11 protein-coding genes, 1 tRNA gene, 1 rRNA gene and 1 pseudogene are annotated in these 14434 nt (G+C 45.5%); 3 read left to right on the forward strand and 11 right to left on the reverse strand.

Annotated features, from left to right (window positions below; translation table 11 throughout):
* Nucleotides 1–147: 147 nt before the first annotated feature.
* The 9 genes from ACYJZR_RS13580 to dusA all read right to left on the reverse strand — a co-directional run bounded on the left by ACYJZR_RS13580 (nt 148) and on the right by dusA (nt 9471).
* A tRNA-Glu gene (locus tag ACYJZR_RS13580) sits at nt 148–223 on the reverse strand.
* A gap of 120 nt (nt 224–343) precedes the next feature.
* Nucleotides 344–1896, reverse strand: a 16S ribosomal RNA gene (locus tag ACYJZR_RS13585).
* Between the two features lie 575 nt (nt 1897–2471).
* Entirely contained in the window at nt 2472–3251 is a 780-nt protein-coding gene (locus ACYJZR_RS13590) for a phosphoadenylyl-sulfate reductase (RefSeq protein WP_229608235.1), read from the reverse strand.
* On the reverse strand, nt 3244–4980 hold the full coding sequence (cysI, locus tag ACYJZR_RS13595; protein WP_015297344.1) for an assimilatory sulfite reductase (NADPH) hemoprotein subunit: 1737 nt from the start codon (nt 4978–4980) through the stop codon (nt 3244–3246). Before cysI ends, ACYJZR_RS13590 begins: the two co-directional genes overlap by 8 nt.
* Nucleotides 4980–6851, reverse strand: coding sequence for an assimilatory sulfite reductase (NADPH) flavoprotein subunit (locus ACYJZR_RS13600; RefSeq protein WP_031411330.1), 1872 nt, complete (start codon nt 6849–6851; stop codon nt 4980–4982). Before ACYJZR_RS13600 ends, cysI begins: the two co-directional genes overlap by 1 nt.
* A gap of 117 nt (nt 6852–6968) precedes the next feature.
* On the reverse strand, nt 6969–7199 hold the full coding sequence (locus ACYJZR_RS13605; protein ID WP_005455817.1) for a hypothetical protein: 231 nt from the start codon (nt 7197–7199) through the stop codon (nt 6969–6971).
* A gap of 151 nt (nt 7200–7350) precedes the next feature.
* The gene (locus ACYJZR_RS13610; RefSeq protein WP_005455819.1) at nt 7351–8010 is read right to left on the reverse strand and encodes a TIGR04219 family outer membrane beta-barrel protein; all 660 of its coding nucleotides are present in this window, start codon (nt 8008–8010) and stop codon (nt 7351–7353) included.
* Nucleotides 8011–8111: 101 nt separating this feature from the next.
* On the reverse strand, nt 8112–8327 hold the full coding sequence (pspG, locus tag ACYJZR_RS13615; RefSeq protein ID WP_005496590.1) for an envelope stress response protein PspG: 216 nt from the start codon (nt 8325–8327) through the stop codon (nt 8112–8114).
* A 163-nt stretch (nt 8328–8490) separates the two neighbouring features.
* Nucleotides 8491–9471, reverse strand: a complete 981-nt coding sequence (dusA, locus tag ACYJZR_RS13620; protein WP_005496589.1) for a tRNA dihydrouridine(20/20a) synthase DusA — start codon at nt 9469–9471, stop codon at nt 8491–8493.
* A 293-nt stretch (nt 9472–9764) separates the two neighbouring features.
* Here dusA and zur point away from each other — a divergent pair, with 293 nt between their 5' ends.
* Both zur and ACYJZR_RS13630 read left to right on the forward strand, forming a co-directional pair.
* Complete coding sequence (gene zur, locus ACYJZR_RS13625) at nt 9765–10229, forward strand: zinc uptake transcriptional repressor Zur (protein WP_005381268.1); 465 nt, start codon at nt 9765–9767, stop codon at nt 10227–10229.
* A gap of 9 nt (nt 10230–10238) precedes the next feature.
* Entirely contained in the window at nt 10239–10700 is a 462-nt protein-coding gene (locus ACYJZR_RS13630) for a chemotaxis protein CheX (RefSeq protein WP_005381269.1), read from the forward strand.
* A 103-nt stretch (nt 10701–10803) separates the two neighbouring features.
* Here ACYJZR_RS13630 and pgi read toward each other — a convergent pair whose 3' ends face one another.
* Nucleotides 10804–12456, reverse strand: a complete 1653-nt coding sequence (gene pgi, locus ACYJZR_RS13635) for a glucose-6-phosphate isomerase (protein WP_029784682.1) — start codon at nt 12454–12456, stop codon at nt 10804–10806.
* Nucleotides 12457–12762: 306 nt separating this feature from the next.
* Between pgi and ACYJZR_RS13640 the strand changes: the two are divergent.
* Nucleotides 12763–13182: pseudogene (locus ACYJZR_RS13640) on the forward strand (secondary thiamine-phosphate synthase enzyme YjbQ).
* Nucleotides 13183–13234: 52 nt separating this feature from the next.
* Here ACYJZR_RS13640 and ACYJZR_RS13645 read toward each other — a convergent pair.
* Nucleotides 13235–14431 carry a BamA/TamA family outer membrane protein gene (locus ACYJZR_RS13645; RefSeq protein ID WP_029849552.1) on the reverse strand — a complete coding sequence of 399 codons (1197 nt, stop codon included), beginning with the start codon at nt 14429–14431 and terminating at the stop codon, nt 13235–13237.
* Between the last annotated feature and the right edge of the window lie 3 nt (nt 14432–14434).

The raw sequence follows: 14434 nt of genomic DNA on the forward strand, positions 1-14434 counted from the left end.
TTTTGGTGTTTGTCATAAAGACAAACATTGAGAACTTTACAAACAACAATAAATTGTTGTTTTGTCAGCTTTCCAAATTGTTAAAGAGCTAATCACTTCTAATGAAGTAACCATTTTTAAAAACTCTCAAGAGAGAATATTTAAAGATGGTATCCCGTAGGGGAGTCGAACCCCTGTTACCGCCGTGAAAGGGCGGTGTCCTAGGCCTCTAGACGAACGGGACACTGCTGTCTGTTTCCACTTTAAAAAGCAGAACCAAACCTGAGAGTTTGGGAACTCTTCTTCTCTTTACTTTATAAACCGTATCAATCTGTGTGGACACTCATCGTGAGTAATCATCGTTTAAGGAGGTGATCCAGCGCCAGGTTCCCCTAGCGCTACCTTGTTACGACTTCACCCCAGTCATGAACCACAAAGTGGTAAGCGTCCCCCCGAAGGTTAAACTACCTACTTCTTTTGCAGCCCACTCCCATGGTGTGACGGGCGGTGTGTACAAGGCCCGGGAACGTATTCACCGTGGCATTCTGATCCACGATTACTAGCGATTCCGACTTCATGGAGTCGAGTTGCAGACTCCAATCCGGACTACGACGCACTTTTTGGGATTCGCTCACTTTCGCAAGTTGGCTGCCCTCTGTATGCGCCATTGTAGCACGTGTGTAGCCCTACTCGTAAGGGCCATGATGACTTGACGTCGTCCCCACCTTCCTCCGGTTTATCACCGGCAGTCTCCCTGGAGTTCCCGACATTACTCGCTGGCAAACAAGGATAAGGGTTGCGCTCGTTGCGGGACTTAACCCAACATTTCACAACACGAGCTGACGACAGCCATGCAGCACCTGTCTCAGAGTTCCCGAAGGCACCAATCCATCTCTGGAAAGTTCTCTGGATGTCAAGAGTAGGTAAGGTTCTTCGCGTTGCATCGAATTAAACCACATGCTCCACCGCTTGTGCGGGCCCCCGTCAATTCATTTGAGTTTTAATCTTGCGACCGTACTCCCCAGGCGGTCTACTTAACGCGTTAGCTCCGAAAGCCACGGCTCAAGGCCACAACCTCCAAGTAGACATCGTTTACGGCGTGGACTACCAGGGTATCTAATCCTGTTTGCTCCCCACGCTTTCGCATCTGAGTGTCAGTATCTGTCCAGGGGGCCGCCTTCGCCACCGGTATTCCTTCAGATCTCTACGCATTTCACCGCTACACCTGAAATTCTACCCCCCTCTACAGTACTCTAGTCTGCCAGTTTCAAATGCAATTCCGAGGTTGAGCCCCGGGCTTTCACATCTGACTTAACAAACCACCTGCATGCGCTTTACGCCCAGTAATTCCGATTAACGCTCGCACCCTCCGTATTACCGCGGCTGCTGGCACGGAGTTAGCCGGTGCTTCTTCTGTCGCTAACGTCAAATAATGCAGCTATTAACTACACTACCTTCCTCACGACTGAAAGTGCTTTACAACCCGAAGGCCTTCTTCACACACGCGGCATGGCTGCATCAGGCTTGCGCCCATTGTGCAATATTCCCCACTGCTGCCTCCCGTAGGAGTCTGGACCGTGTCTCAGTTCCAGTGTGGCTGATCATCCTCTCAGACCAGCTAGGGATCGTCGCCTTGGTGAGCCCTTACCTCACCAACTAGCTAATCCCACCTAGGCATATCCTGACGCGAGAGGCCCGAAGGTCCCCCTCTTTGGCCCGTAGGCATCATGCGGTATTAGCCATCGTTTCCAATGGTTATCCCCCACATCAGGGCAATTTCCTAGGCATTACTCACCCGTCCGCCGCTCGACGCCGTTATCGTTCCCCGAAGGTTCAGATAACTCGTTTCCGCTCGACTTGCATGTGTTAGGCCTGCCGCCAGCGTTCAATCTGAGCCATGATCAAACTCTTCAATTTAAGATTTTGTTCGGCTCAATGAATACTGAACATTACATAAAGTAATGTTTGAATTGACTGTGCTGAATCCGAAGATTCAATGGTCACTTCGTTTCATTGAAACCTAATTTGATACCGAAGTATCGAATTGGATTATCATCAACGAGTGCCCACACAGATTGATAGGTCTATATTGTTAAAGAGCTATTCTTCTTTGTGATTCACATCACTTCGGAAGAGGCGGCTATTCTAGCGAGATAATTTATTGTGTCAAACACTTTTTTAAAATTATTTCGTCTTTCTTTCTAGCCTTGCCAACCTTGCTGAAACCCTTGCGAGCCCTTGCCCTGTCGACGAGGTGGCATTATAGAGATCGCGCTCACATTGGCAAGTGTTATTTTGCAAAAATTGCAAAAATAATGATTAAACGACGACTTTTCGCCCAAAGCTTTATTTATCCAACTTTACCCAAAACTATCAAACAACTTATCCACAGAGTTATCCTAAAATGTGTATTTTTAATCCCATTACTTATGCCTATAAATAAAGAAAGCTGCATGATCGCAGCTTTCTTCTATAGACAGATATATCTGTAACTAGATACCTGAACCATCTTGTTCATTACCATCATCTTCATGAAGTCCACATTCACGCTTTAAACCAAAGAAGCGAGTCTCTTCCTCTGACATTCCTGGCTCCCATTTACGTGTCGTATGTGTATCCCCAACAGACAAGTAACCTTCTTCCCAAAGTGGGTGATAGGTAAGACCATGTTGCTCGAGGTAGTAGTGAATATCTTTATTAGTCCAATCGATTACGGGCAGAAACTTAAACACGCCATTTTGAATCGACAGTATCGGTAAACCCGCTCGTGATTTACTTTGCTCTCTACGTAAACCTGAAAACCATGTTCCAACATTAAGTTCTTTCAATGCACGACGCATTGGTTCGACTTTATTTATTTTGTTGTACTTCTCGATCCCCTCAACGCCCTGCTCCCATAATTTGCCATAACGTGCTTCTTGCCATTGAGCACTTTGCTCCGCTCGATAAACTTTTAGATTAAGGTTGAGTTTTTCTGTCAACTCATCAATAAAGCGGTACGTTTCTGCAAACAGATATCCGGTATCCGTAAGAATAATTGGGATATCAGGTTTTTCTTGAGTCACAAGATGAAGCATGACAGCGGCTTGGATACCAAAGCTTGAGGATACCGCAAACTCTCCATCCAGATTTTCCAAAGCCCACTTTACTCGCTCTTGTGCCGACAGCGGTTCAAGTTCGACATTGATTTGTGCAAGACGGAGAATTTGCTCCGTCTTTGTTAATGTCAGTAACTCCGCCAGCTCCGGTTTGGAAGCCACAGAATCAAGCATAGAAGTCCCTCTTTGATACGAACACTTCTTGAATGATGCCTGCACGAATGGTGAAATCGCCAAAGGCTTCGCCTTCCTCACGCTCTTTCGACCATCGAGCCACCAGCAGATCAATCTCTTCTAGGATTTGTTTATCCGTGATGTTCTCTTTATACATTTTAGGTACACGTGTACCAGCACGATTCCCCCCCAAATGTAAGTTGTAACGACCCGGCGCTTTACCTACCAGACCAATTTCAGCCAACATCGCACGGCCACAACCATTTGGGCATCCCGTCACGCGCAGAATGATATTGTCATTTTCTGGCAATCCGTGTTTTTCCAGAATGCCTTCAACATCCGTGACAAACTGAGGGAGGAAGCGTTCAGCTTCTGCCATCGCTAGAGGACAAGTTGGGAATGCCACGCACGCCATTGAGTTTTTACGTTGCTCGCTGACGTTGTCATCCATTAAGCCATGTTCACGAGCGATCTTTTCAATCTTCGCTTTTTCGCTTTTAGGTACACCCGCAACAATTAGGTTTTGGTTGGCGGTCATACGGAAGTCGCCTTTGTGGATCTTCGCGATTTCAGCGACGCCCGTTTTCAGCGGCTTCCCCGGATAATCCAGCAATCGACCATTCTCGATAAATAACGCCAAGTGGAATTTACCATCGATACCTTCTACCCAACCAATACGGTCACCACGTTCAGTGAACTCATACGGGCGGCTAGCTTCAAACTGAATGCCCGCACGTTTTTCTACTTCTGCTTTAAAGACATCTGTACCGACGCGGTCGAGTGTGTATTTGGTTTTAGCGTTTTTACGGTTTGAACGGTTACCCCAGTCACGCTGAGTTGTTACAACCGCAGCCGCGACATCTAAGGTTTTTTCTAGAGGAATGAAACCAAAGTCATCAGCTCGACGTGGGTAAGTCGACGTATCGCCATGTGTCATCGCCAAACCACCACCCACTAGCACATTAAAGCCAACCAATTTGCCGTTATCGGCAATCGCAACGAAGTTCAAATCGTTCGCGTGGACATCCACATCATTTTGTGGAGGAATGACTACGGTTGTTTTGAACTTACGTGGTAAGTAAGTTTTGCCCAGAATCGGCTCATCTTCTTCGGTCGATTCGACTTTTTCTCCGTCTAACCAAATTTCAGCATACGCGCGAGTTTTAGGTAGAAGGTGTTCACTGATCTTCTTCGCCCACTCGTAAGCTTCTTGATGCAATTCAGACTCTACCGGGTTCGTTGTACACAGTACGTTACGGTTAACGTCTCCTGCTGTCGCGATTGAATCAATACCGATGCTGTTGAGCGTTTGGTGCATCAACTTGATATTTGGTTTTAATACGCCATGGAACTGAAACGTTTGACGCGTCGTCAGGCGAATACTTCCATATAACGAGTGTTCTGTAGCAAACTTGTCGATCGCCAGCCATTGTGTTGGCGTAATAATACCGCCAGGCATACGAGCACGAAGCATCACGTTATGAAGAGGTTCAAGCTTTTGCTTGGTACGCTCGTTACGGATATCGCGATCGTCTTGCTGATACATACCGTGGAAACGAATAAGCTGGAAGTTATCCGCTGTAAAGCCGCCAGTGATTCGGTCTTGTAAATCTTCGGCGATGGTTCCACGTAATAAATTGCTTTGTTTTTTTAGACGTTCGTTATCAGATAGTGGCCCTAGCTCTTCGCCTAATACAATCTGCTTGTTATTTTCAGTAGAAAAAGTCATTAGTACACATCCCTCTGATAACGTTTCGCTTTACGTAAATCATTAATAAATTGTTCTGCATCGTCACGCGGCATCTTGCCTTCTTGCTCCGCAACAATGACCAATGCGTCATGGACATCTTTCGCCATACGAGTCGCATCACCACATACATAGATGTAAGCGCCATCTTGAATCCACTGCCATACTTGCGCGGCATTTTCTAAAATGCGGTGCTGTACATAAACTTTTTCTACTTGGTCACGACTGAAAGCAACATCTAAGCGGCTTAACACTCCCGACTTAAGGTATTTTTGCCATTCAACTTGGTACAAGAAATCTTGTGTGAACGTGCGATCACCAAAGAACAACCAGTTTTTACCTTCAGCATCGCGGTTTTCACGCTCTTGAATAAAGCTGCGGAATGGCGCAATACCAGTGCCCGGTCCAACCATGATGATCGGTGTATTATCATCTTCTGGCAGTTTGAAGTTATTGTTGTGCTCAACAAATACTTTTACGTCACCGCCTTCTTCTAGACGTTGAGCCAAGAAGCTCGATGCGCCACCGTAACGTTTTTCATCATTGTGGTCATATTCAACCAATCCGACGGTAAGGTGTACTTCTTCATCCACTTCAGCTTGGCTAGAAGCAATAGAGTAAAGACGAGGCGTCAAACGGCGCAATAAACCAACCAACTCATCCGCGGTCAGTTTGGTTTTCTTCTCTGCGAATACATCAACAATTTGAGTGTTGGCAGAGTACTCACGAAGCTTGTCTTTATCTTCCACCAGCTTTTGTAGTTTCTTGCTGCCAGATAACTCGGCAAACTTAGCCACTAGCTGTGGGTTAGATGTCGTGATCTCGAACTTACTCACTAAAGCACTGTGAATAGATAAGCTTTCGCCATCAACGTCAACTGTTTCAACACCAGACAAGCCAACTTTACCTAGAATGTCATTAGCAAGCTCAGAGCTGTTTTCGTACCACACACCCAAAGCATCACCTGGTTGGTATGTCAGACCCGAACCATCTAGATCGATTTCAATATGGCGAACATCTTTACCCGAGTCTCGACCCGTGATCTTTTGGCTGGTGAGTAACGTCGCTGTGTATGGATTTTGTTTGTTGTACTGAGAATGTGAAGCTGCCGCTTGTCCTACAGGAAGTTGAACAATTTCCGCTTCATTGCCAGAAGATAGTGTCTCTTTAACTTTACCTAGCGCATTCTTGCGCCATTCTTCCGCTGCCGCTTCGTAATCAACATCGCAGTCAATACGGTCAATAAAAGACGTCGCGCCCAGTTTTGCTAAATACGTGTCAAAGTCTTTACCAGTTTGGCAGAAGAACTCATAACTAGAATCACCCAATGCAATCACACCATATTGAAGGTTTGATAGCTTAGGTGCTTTCTTAGATTGTAAGAACTCGTGCAACTCAATGGCATTGTCTGGCGCTTCACCTTCACCGTTGGTAGAAGCAACAATGATGACGTGCGTTTCTTTGGCTAAGTTTTTGCCTTTGTAGTCGCTTGCGTCAAACAACTCTACTGCAATTCCTTCTGCTTTTGCTTCTTGTTCCAACGCTTCAGCAACACCTTTTGCGTTACCGGTTTGAGAAGCAAAAATGATGGTCAACTTACCGGCAGGCTTTGCTGATACTGCGGCAGCTGCTTGGGCGATTGGTGTTGCCGCCGCACTTGGTTGATGTTGAGCTAAACCCCAAAAGTACCCACTGACCCAAGCAAGTTGCTGCGAAGACAGCTCAGAGACAGTTTGTTGGAGTGAATTAAATTGTTGGTCATTCAGAGGGCTTGCGATCGGAGGATTTCCGCCTTGCCCATTATTATCTTCAGACACATTCTTGTGAGAATACTCATTCTTTTGAAAAGACATTATCACGACATCCCTATTCATTGCGTGACGATAGAGTACCCACTCTCCTTAATAACAAGAAAGAATAGAAGTGAATGTTTTATAACTTTTTGGAAGTAAGAACGGCTTACTTTTTGCTCAGCGATCTTCGATGCGGACTTGTTGAAAGCCCACCGCCATGGCTGATTTTGAGGCGGCATCTAAATCTTCATACAAACATTCTTCACCGTGACTGTCGGTCAGAAACACGAAACCACCTCGCGCATGCCTAAACTCAACAACCCATCCACCTTCTTGGATTGCTGGCTCAATAATGGCTTCAACAAGCTGGTTTTCACGAAATAGATGTCTTAGTTCATTTATTGTCATCGCTATCCCTGCTCTAACTTTCCCATTGCTCCTAAATAAGCATGGTCTACCTGAACAAAATAGGGAGAGAAATTCGAATAGATATAATGAAGTGGTATAAAAAAACGCCACTTATATCGTGGCGTTTTTAAAACTGAAGAAAGGAATCGAATTAAAATGAGTATTCCGCGCTAACAAAGAAGCCATTTGCGAAGATAAACTCTTTACCTAAGCTTGAGAGAAACACTTCCGACTCTAAATCGATCACGCGGTATCCACCACGGAAAGCCAACTGAGCGTCTTGTAGTGGCACATGGTATTGAATGCCAGCCATTAAGTCCGTGCTCTTGATGCCTTTGTTGTCACCAAAGTTCATCTCACCAATCACATCAAAGTTCGTATTAGGCACTTGGATCTCTGCGTAGCCGTACCAAGCCCAGATAAGCTCATCAAACTCTTCAGTACGCTTATTTGTACCTGCATCAATGTATTTCGTATCGCTTAGATTGCTGAATGTAACACCCGCATCAAAATGCAATAGATCATGGTCTAGCACTTGGTAGTACATGGTTAAATCGAGTTTATCAAAGCCCATGTAATCGGCATCAACACTTGAGTAACGTAGACGTGCATTCGGTACGTATTTCACATCGTGCTCAATGGCAGCGTAAAAAGTACCCGTTGTACTGCTATCTCTTCTTACTTCATTAACTTTTGTATCTGCACCCCATACTTCTGCCCCCACTTTTGCGGAAAAAGAAGATTCTGCGAATGTAGGAAGAGATGCGGCTAATGATAATGCTGTTAAAGCGATGGTCGCTTTATTTGTCATGGAATGTGTACTCCGAGATAGCTGATATTCAACAATGAGGGCGTGAGGGGAAATATACCATACTCTCACGCCTCGCTATCAACTAAATCGTCTATACCCAACTATTTATAACGCGGTTGGGCAACGAAGTTTTTAAAGAACCAAATACCCAATGCGATGACTATCAGCCATGGTAATAGTTTGAGTACCGCGCCGATCATGCCAAGTAAGAACATCACAACCAACGCAATACCTGTTGCTGCGAACACTGTCATCATCGTGATGCCTGTTACTAACAAGGTCGCGGCAAATACTAAAATAAAGATCAGCTCCAACATAATCACTTCTCCATTTGTTTTAAACGACTAGAGCAGTTTCCATACCAACTTATCCAAAACAAATTAAGGTTATGATTTCTAAATAAAAATAAAGCCAGAGGCATTTCTGCGCTCTGGCTTCGCTGTCCGTAAGTTGGTATTTTTAGCCAACCACTGGTGAATTTTACACATTCAGCTCTTTTGGAATCTTCGCTAACGCATCCTGCAGCACTTCTAGGCCAGAACCTGGCTTGTGCGCATTTTCACTGATATGACGACGCCATTGTCTAGCACCCGGCATATTTTGGAACAAACCCAACATATGACGTGTGATATGACCAAGATACGCACCTTTCGCAAGCTGCGCTTCAATGTATGGGTACATCTCTTCAACAATTTCACTGCGCTTCTTCACCGGAGCATTAGAACCAAACAGTTCTTGGTCTACCGAGGCAAGCAAGTAAGGGCTTTGGTAAGCTTCGCGACCAATCATCACACCATCTAGGTGCTGGAGGTGCACTTTTGCTTCTTCCAGAGATTTCACACCACCATTAATAGCAATAGTTAAATGAGAAAAATCTTGCTTCAATTGGTAAGCACGTGGGTAGTCCAGCGGCGGAATCTCGCGGTTTTCTTTCGGGCTCAGACCACTTAGCCACGCTTTACGCGCGTGAATAGTGAACTGCTCACAGCCGCCTTTCTCAGAGACGATCGATACGAAGTCCGTTAGGAACTCATAAGAATCTTGATCGTCAATGCCGATACGTGTTTTAACCGTAACAGGAACATCAACCACCTCTTTCATTGCAGCGACACACTCCGCGACCAATTGCGGCTCCGCCATCAGGCAAGCACCAAAGCGACCGTTTTGCACACGATCAGATGGACAACCCACATTTAGGTTGATCTCATCATAGCCACGTTCTTGCGCCAACTTGGCACACTTGGCCAAATCTTCTGGGTTTGAACCACCCAACTGAAGGGCTAACGGATGCTCCTCTTCGTTGTAAGCGAGGAAATCTCCTTTTCCATGAATGATCGCACCTGTCGTCACCATTTCAGTGTACAGCAGGGTTTCTTTGGTCATTAAGCGATGGAAGTAGCGACAATGACGATCGGTCCAATCCAACATTGGTGCTACGGAGAGCCTGCAAGAATGAGTCATGATTTAAACACCCGTTTTTATGTTGCTAAGGTCGAGCGCAGCAGTACGCTCAAAAAATAAGTCGGGTATTGTATACCCAGTGTCCAGCGGATGCGAGCGTTGTCCATCAATCAAAGAAAAGTGAACAAGGGACGATTCCGGCACGGTTATCTCGTTCTGTGATGGCTATTCCGGCTTCAAACCCTGTGCGACTTGCTTTAATTCATGATTTTCGTTCTGATAGTGGGTAAAATGAAGCATTTCTAAACGAACTTCGTATAGAAATGATTTATCATAGAGCACGTCCGATAGTTATGGTGAAAGGTTTGAACCCAACAATCATTGAACAAATTGAAAGTATCTGCGCAGAGCGTGGAGTAAGATTGACTCCGCAACGCCGACGCGTGTTTGAACTCATTTGTTCTAATCGCCGCGCCTCAAGTGCGTATGAGCTATTGGAGCAACTAAAAGAGAGTGAGCCTCAGGCCAAGCCTCCAACTGTTTATCGAGCGTTAGATTTTCTCTTAGAGCAAGGTTTTATCCACCGAGTGGAATCGACAAATAGCTTTATTACTTGTTGTTCTTTCAATACTCAACAGCACTTTTTCCAATTACTAATTTGCGATAAATGTGGTGATGTCGTTGAACTCGAAGATGAGACACTGATATCCTTGTTAGCTGAAAACGCCGAGAAGCATGGATTCAAACTGACCAACCAAGTTATTGAAACTCATGGTGAATGCCAGGCCTGTTCCTCCGAGACGAAAGAAAAAGTATAGAAGAACGTTATGCGCGCTGAATTTGTAAACCCGTTTTTAGCTTCTTTAATGAACGTGCTAAAAACCATGGCTTCTCTTGAGCTGAAGCCACAAAAACCGCGAATCAAGAAGGATGAGATCGCACGAGGTGACGTTTCTGGTTTGATTGGCATGGTTGGCCCACAAACACGTGGTTCAATGTCAATTACCTTTGATGAAGCGTTAGCGCTAGAAATCATGCAGAACATGCTTGGTGAGCGTCCAAACGGACTCAACGAAGAAGTGACCGATATGGTGGGTGAGATCACCAACATGGTTACTGGTGGTGCGAAGCGCATTTTGGCTGAAAGCGGTTTTGATTTTGATATGGCGACACCCGTTGTGGTATCAGGCCGAGGCCATACGATTCGCCACAAGTGTGAAGGCTCAATCATCATCATGCCTTTCTCTTCCCAGTGGGGAAATGCCTTTATCGAAATCTGCTTCGAATAAAAGAGAAAAAATAGGTTGGCCAGTGCCAACCTATTTTGTTTCTGCCTCAGGCAATAAAAAGGTCAGCATTTGCTGACCTTTTCTTTTTCTATTCAAACATTCACTAAGCTTTGAACGCTTTAAATGCGTTGATTAGACCGTTTGTTGAGCTGTCGTGCGAGTTGATTTGAGACGCATCTGCAAGCTCAGGCAGGATTTGGTTAGCCAGTTGTTTACCTAGCTCTACGCCCCATTGGTCAAAGCTGAAGATGTTCCAGATAACACCTTGTACGAAGATTTTGTGTTCGTACATCGCAATCAAGTTACCTAGCGTACGAGGCGTGATTTGCTTCACTAGGATAGAGTTTGTTGGACGGTTACCTTCAAACACTTTGAATGGCGCAATCGCTGCCACTTCTTCAGCGTTCTTACCAGCTTTCACCAACTCTTCTTTCACCGTTTCTTCACTCTTACCAAACGCTAGTGCTTCAGTTTGCGCAAAGAAATTCGACATCAGTTTTTGGTGGTGGTCACCCGCAGGGTTGTGGCTGATTGCAGGTGCAATGAAGTCACATGGGATCAGCTTCGTGCCTTGGTGAATGAGCTGGTAGAATGCGTGCTGACCGTTGGTACCTGGTTCACCCCAAATGATTGGGCCTGTTTGGTAAGTAACAGCATTGCCTTCACGGTCAACGTATTTACCGTTTGATTCCATGTTGCCTTGCTGGAAGTACGCCGCGAAACGGTGCATGTACTGATCGTAAGGCAGAATAGCTTCTGATTCCGCACCGTGGAAGTTGTTGTACCAAATACCGATAAGCGCAAGGATCACTGGGATGTTGCTTTCTAGATCTGTTGATACAAAATGCTTGTCCATCTCGTGAGCGCCATCAAGCAGCTCAACGAAGTTGTCGTAGCCTACCGCTAATGCGATTGATAGACCGATCGCAGACCATAGTGAGTAACGACCACCAACCCAATCCCAGAATTCGAACATGTTCGCTGTATCGATACCGAATTCAGACACGGCTGTCGCATTCGTTGAAAGCGCAGCAAAGTGCTTAGCCACGTGAGCTTGATCGCCTGCTGACTCTAAGAACCAATCACGTGCTGTGTGCGCGTTAGTCATGGTTTCTTGCGTTGTGAACGTCTTAGACGCGATCAAGAATAACGTCGTTTCTGGGTTAACTTTCTTCAACGTTTCAACGATGTGAGTACCATCAACGTTAGATACGAAGTGAAGGTTTAGATGATTTTTGTACGGTGCTAGTGCTTCCGTCACCATGTAAGGGCCAAGGTCAGAACCACCGATACCGATGTTCACGATATCTGTAATTGCTTTACCAGTGTAACCTTTCCACTCACCGCCGATAACGCGGTCAGTGAATGATTTCATTTTTTCTAGAACCGCGTTCACTGCTGGCATTACGTCTTCGCCGTCTACCATTACTGGTGTGTTCGCGCGGTTACGTAGTGCAGTGTGAAGAACAGCGCGACCTTCTGTTTGGTTGATCGCTTCGCCACTGAACATCGCTTCAATTGCAGATTTCAGCTCAGTCTCGTTCGCAAGAGCGAACAGGTGCTTCAGAGTTTCCTCATTGATGAGGTTCTTTGAGTAATCGACTAGGATGTCTGAGCCGAAACGTGCAGAGTATTTGTCGAAACGCGCTGCGTCTTGAGCAAATAACTCTTTAAGATCCATATCTTGTGCAGATTCGAAATGCGCAGTTAGCGCTTTCCAAGCTTGTGTTTGCGTTGGATTGATATTTTTCAACATGGTCTTTATCCCGATGTTACAGTAGGTTCCATTCCTTACAGTCTAGCGAAAACTGTGGAATCCCCGATTTAGCAAATAGAATATTAATTAGATGTTTGGGCGAATTGCCACAAAACAAGTCTTTGTAATTTTTTTTCAGGCGCCAATTATGACCGAGTGCTTTTACACTCACATTGAGTTAGGTCACGTTCCCTGCCCTGAATTTGAACAATTCATTTATGGTGGCAAGAATCATATCATTTACTTATGACAGGCTCTAATTGGAATAGGATAGACGCCAATTTATAAATTTCCAAAGGAACACGTATGTGGGCACAAAAAACACTGCAATTAAAAGCGAGAAGTCGCGGTTTTCATCTAATTACTGATGAAATTGAACAACAATTACCGCAAATACACGAGCTTTCAGTAGGTTTGTTACATCTATTTATTCAGCATACCTCCGCCAGTCTGACCTTAAATGAGAATGCAGACCCAACTGTGCGCATGGACATGGAAGCGCATTTCAACAAGTTTGTGCCGGAGAGAGCTCCTTATTATCAGCACACCTATGAAGGTGATGACGACATGCCAGCACACATTAAAGCATCGCTGCTTGGCAGTAGTGTGACGATACCAATCCAAAATGGTCGATTAGCATTAGGAACATGGCAAGGTATTTAATTGGGTGAGCACCGAGACTTTGGCGGCAGCCGACGCATCATTGCAACCATCAATGGCGAGTAAGAGGGGTAAAAAAGGCTAACCGTAAGATTAGCCTTTGCTTTTGTCATCTTGCTTAGAAGGGTTGATTGATCATCACCCGGAACGTCCCTTCGTCTGCACCCTTGGCAACTTCAGCGCGAACCACAACACCTTCAACTTGGAAACGAACCGCGCCACCGACGCTCCATTTCATGTCTTCATGGAGTGTTTTTAAATCGTATTCGTCGGCAACTCGCCCCACCTCAACAAACGCTACCCATTGCCACCAAGGCATATCGTAGTAATTGATAATGGGAATATCGTCCAGAGGCTGCCAGTCTGGTAATACCCGATATTCGGCAGAATAGTGAATCGCAGAGCGTCCATGGTAACGACCCGCGGTATAGCCTCTCAAACGGTACAACCCACCCAAACGAACTTGTTCTTGCTCTGGCGGACGACTACAAACAACACCATCACATTGATTCCAAGTTGGTGTGTCGGCTGTATAAAAATCCAAGGCCAGTACTTGTTGATCAAACCAATCACCAAGAGGCCCCAGCGAGTAATATTGGCTATTTTGGAATTCCCACTTGAGCCACAGATCCTCTGATTGCCCACTTTCTGCGCCCGTCGTCAAATTCAAAGAGGTATGCGAGCCTCGGGTCGTGTTACGTGCGCTATCGCGGTTGTCCCAATCAAAACCCAATGTAAAACCGTAAGCTTGCTCTTTCTTATCATTGTATACATCCAACGCTCGTGAAGAATAAAAAGGCGTCAGCAGGATAGAGCTAACGCCCGACGCCAAAGGCGATGCATAGCGAACGTCACGGCTGGGTAGAAACGCGCCTTTGAAACCATGATCTTTCACCGCGCCCCACGGCAACAGGTATTTGAATTCGAACTTATACTTTTGCTCATCACTGTTTGTGATCGTCTGAGATTCAAACGACGAGTTGTTATCGCCTTGATCACCTAAGTAATAGGGACTGTCATTAAAACGAGCTTGGTACATCTGAGTACTGAACAGTACATTGGGGGAGAGCGCATAATTAAATGCAGAGAGGAAACCAATATAGCTGTCTTTCTCCGAATACAGCCCCATACCAAATAGTGCAGCTTGAGGCTGACCAACCCCTTTAGCAACCCCCGCAACTCCAACGGTACTGCCCAACGTATCGGTACTGAAATAGAACGGGACAAAGGCTGAGTCTTTCTCTGAACTTAGCGCCGGAGAAGACAAAAAAATGCTGGCAGAAAGTGCCAGCATTGAGGTGATTCGTTTATTCATGGA

This window comes from Vibrio sp. RC2502 (genome assembly GCF_054850435.1).

Coding starts and splice junctions, on each gene's coding strand:
- ACYJZR_RS13590 (WP_229608235.1), bottom strand. CDS start 3,251: ATGCTTGATTCTGTGGCTTCCAAACCGGAGCTGGCGGAGTTACTGACA.
- cysI (WP_015297344.1), bottom strand. CDS start 4,980: ATGACTTTTTCTACTGAAAATAACAAGCAGATTGTATTAGGCGAAGAG.
- ACYJZR_RS13600 (WP_031411330.1), bottom strand. CDS start 6,851: ATGTCTTTTCAAAAGAATGAGTATTCTCACAAGAATGTGTCTGAAGAT.
- ACYJZR_RS13605 (WP_005455817.1), bottom strand. CDS start 7,199: ATGACAATAAATGAACTAAGACATCTATTTCGTGAAAACCAGCTTGTT.
- ACYJZR_RS13610 (WP_005455819.1), bottom strand. CDS start 8,010: ATGACAAATAAAGCGACCATCGCTTTAACAGCATTATCATTAGCCGCA.
- pspG (WP_005496590.1), bottom strand. CDS start 8,327: ATGTTGGAGCTGATCTTTATTTTAGTATTTGCCGCGACCTTGTTAGTA.
- dusA (WP_005496589.1), bottom strand. CDS start 9,471: ATGACTCATTCTTGCAGGCTCTCCGTAGCACCAATGTTGGATTGGACC.
- zur (WP_005381268.1), top strand. CDS start 9,765: ATGGTGAAAGGTTTGAACCCAACAATCATTGAACAAATTGAAAGTATC.
- ACYJZR_RS13630 (WP_005381269.1), top strand. CDS start 10,239: ATGCGCGCTGAATTTGTAAACCCGTTTTTAGCTTCTTTAATGAACGTG.
- pgi (WP_029784682.1), bottom strand. CDS start 12,456: ATGTTGAAAAATATCAATCCAACGCAAACACAAGCTTGGAAAGCGCTA.
- ACYJZR_RS13645 (WP_029849552.1), bottom strand. CDS start 14,431: ATGAATAAACGAATCACCTCAATGCTGGCACTTTCTGCCAGCATTTTT.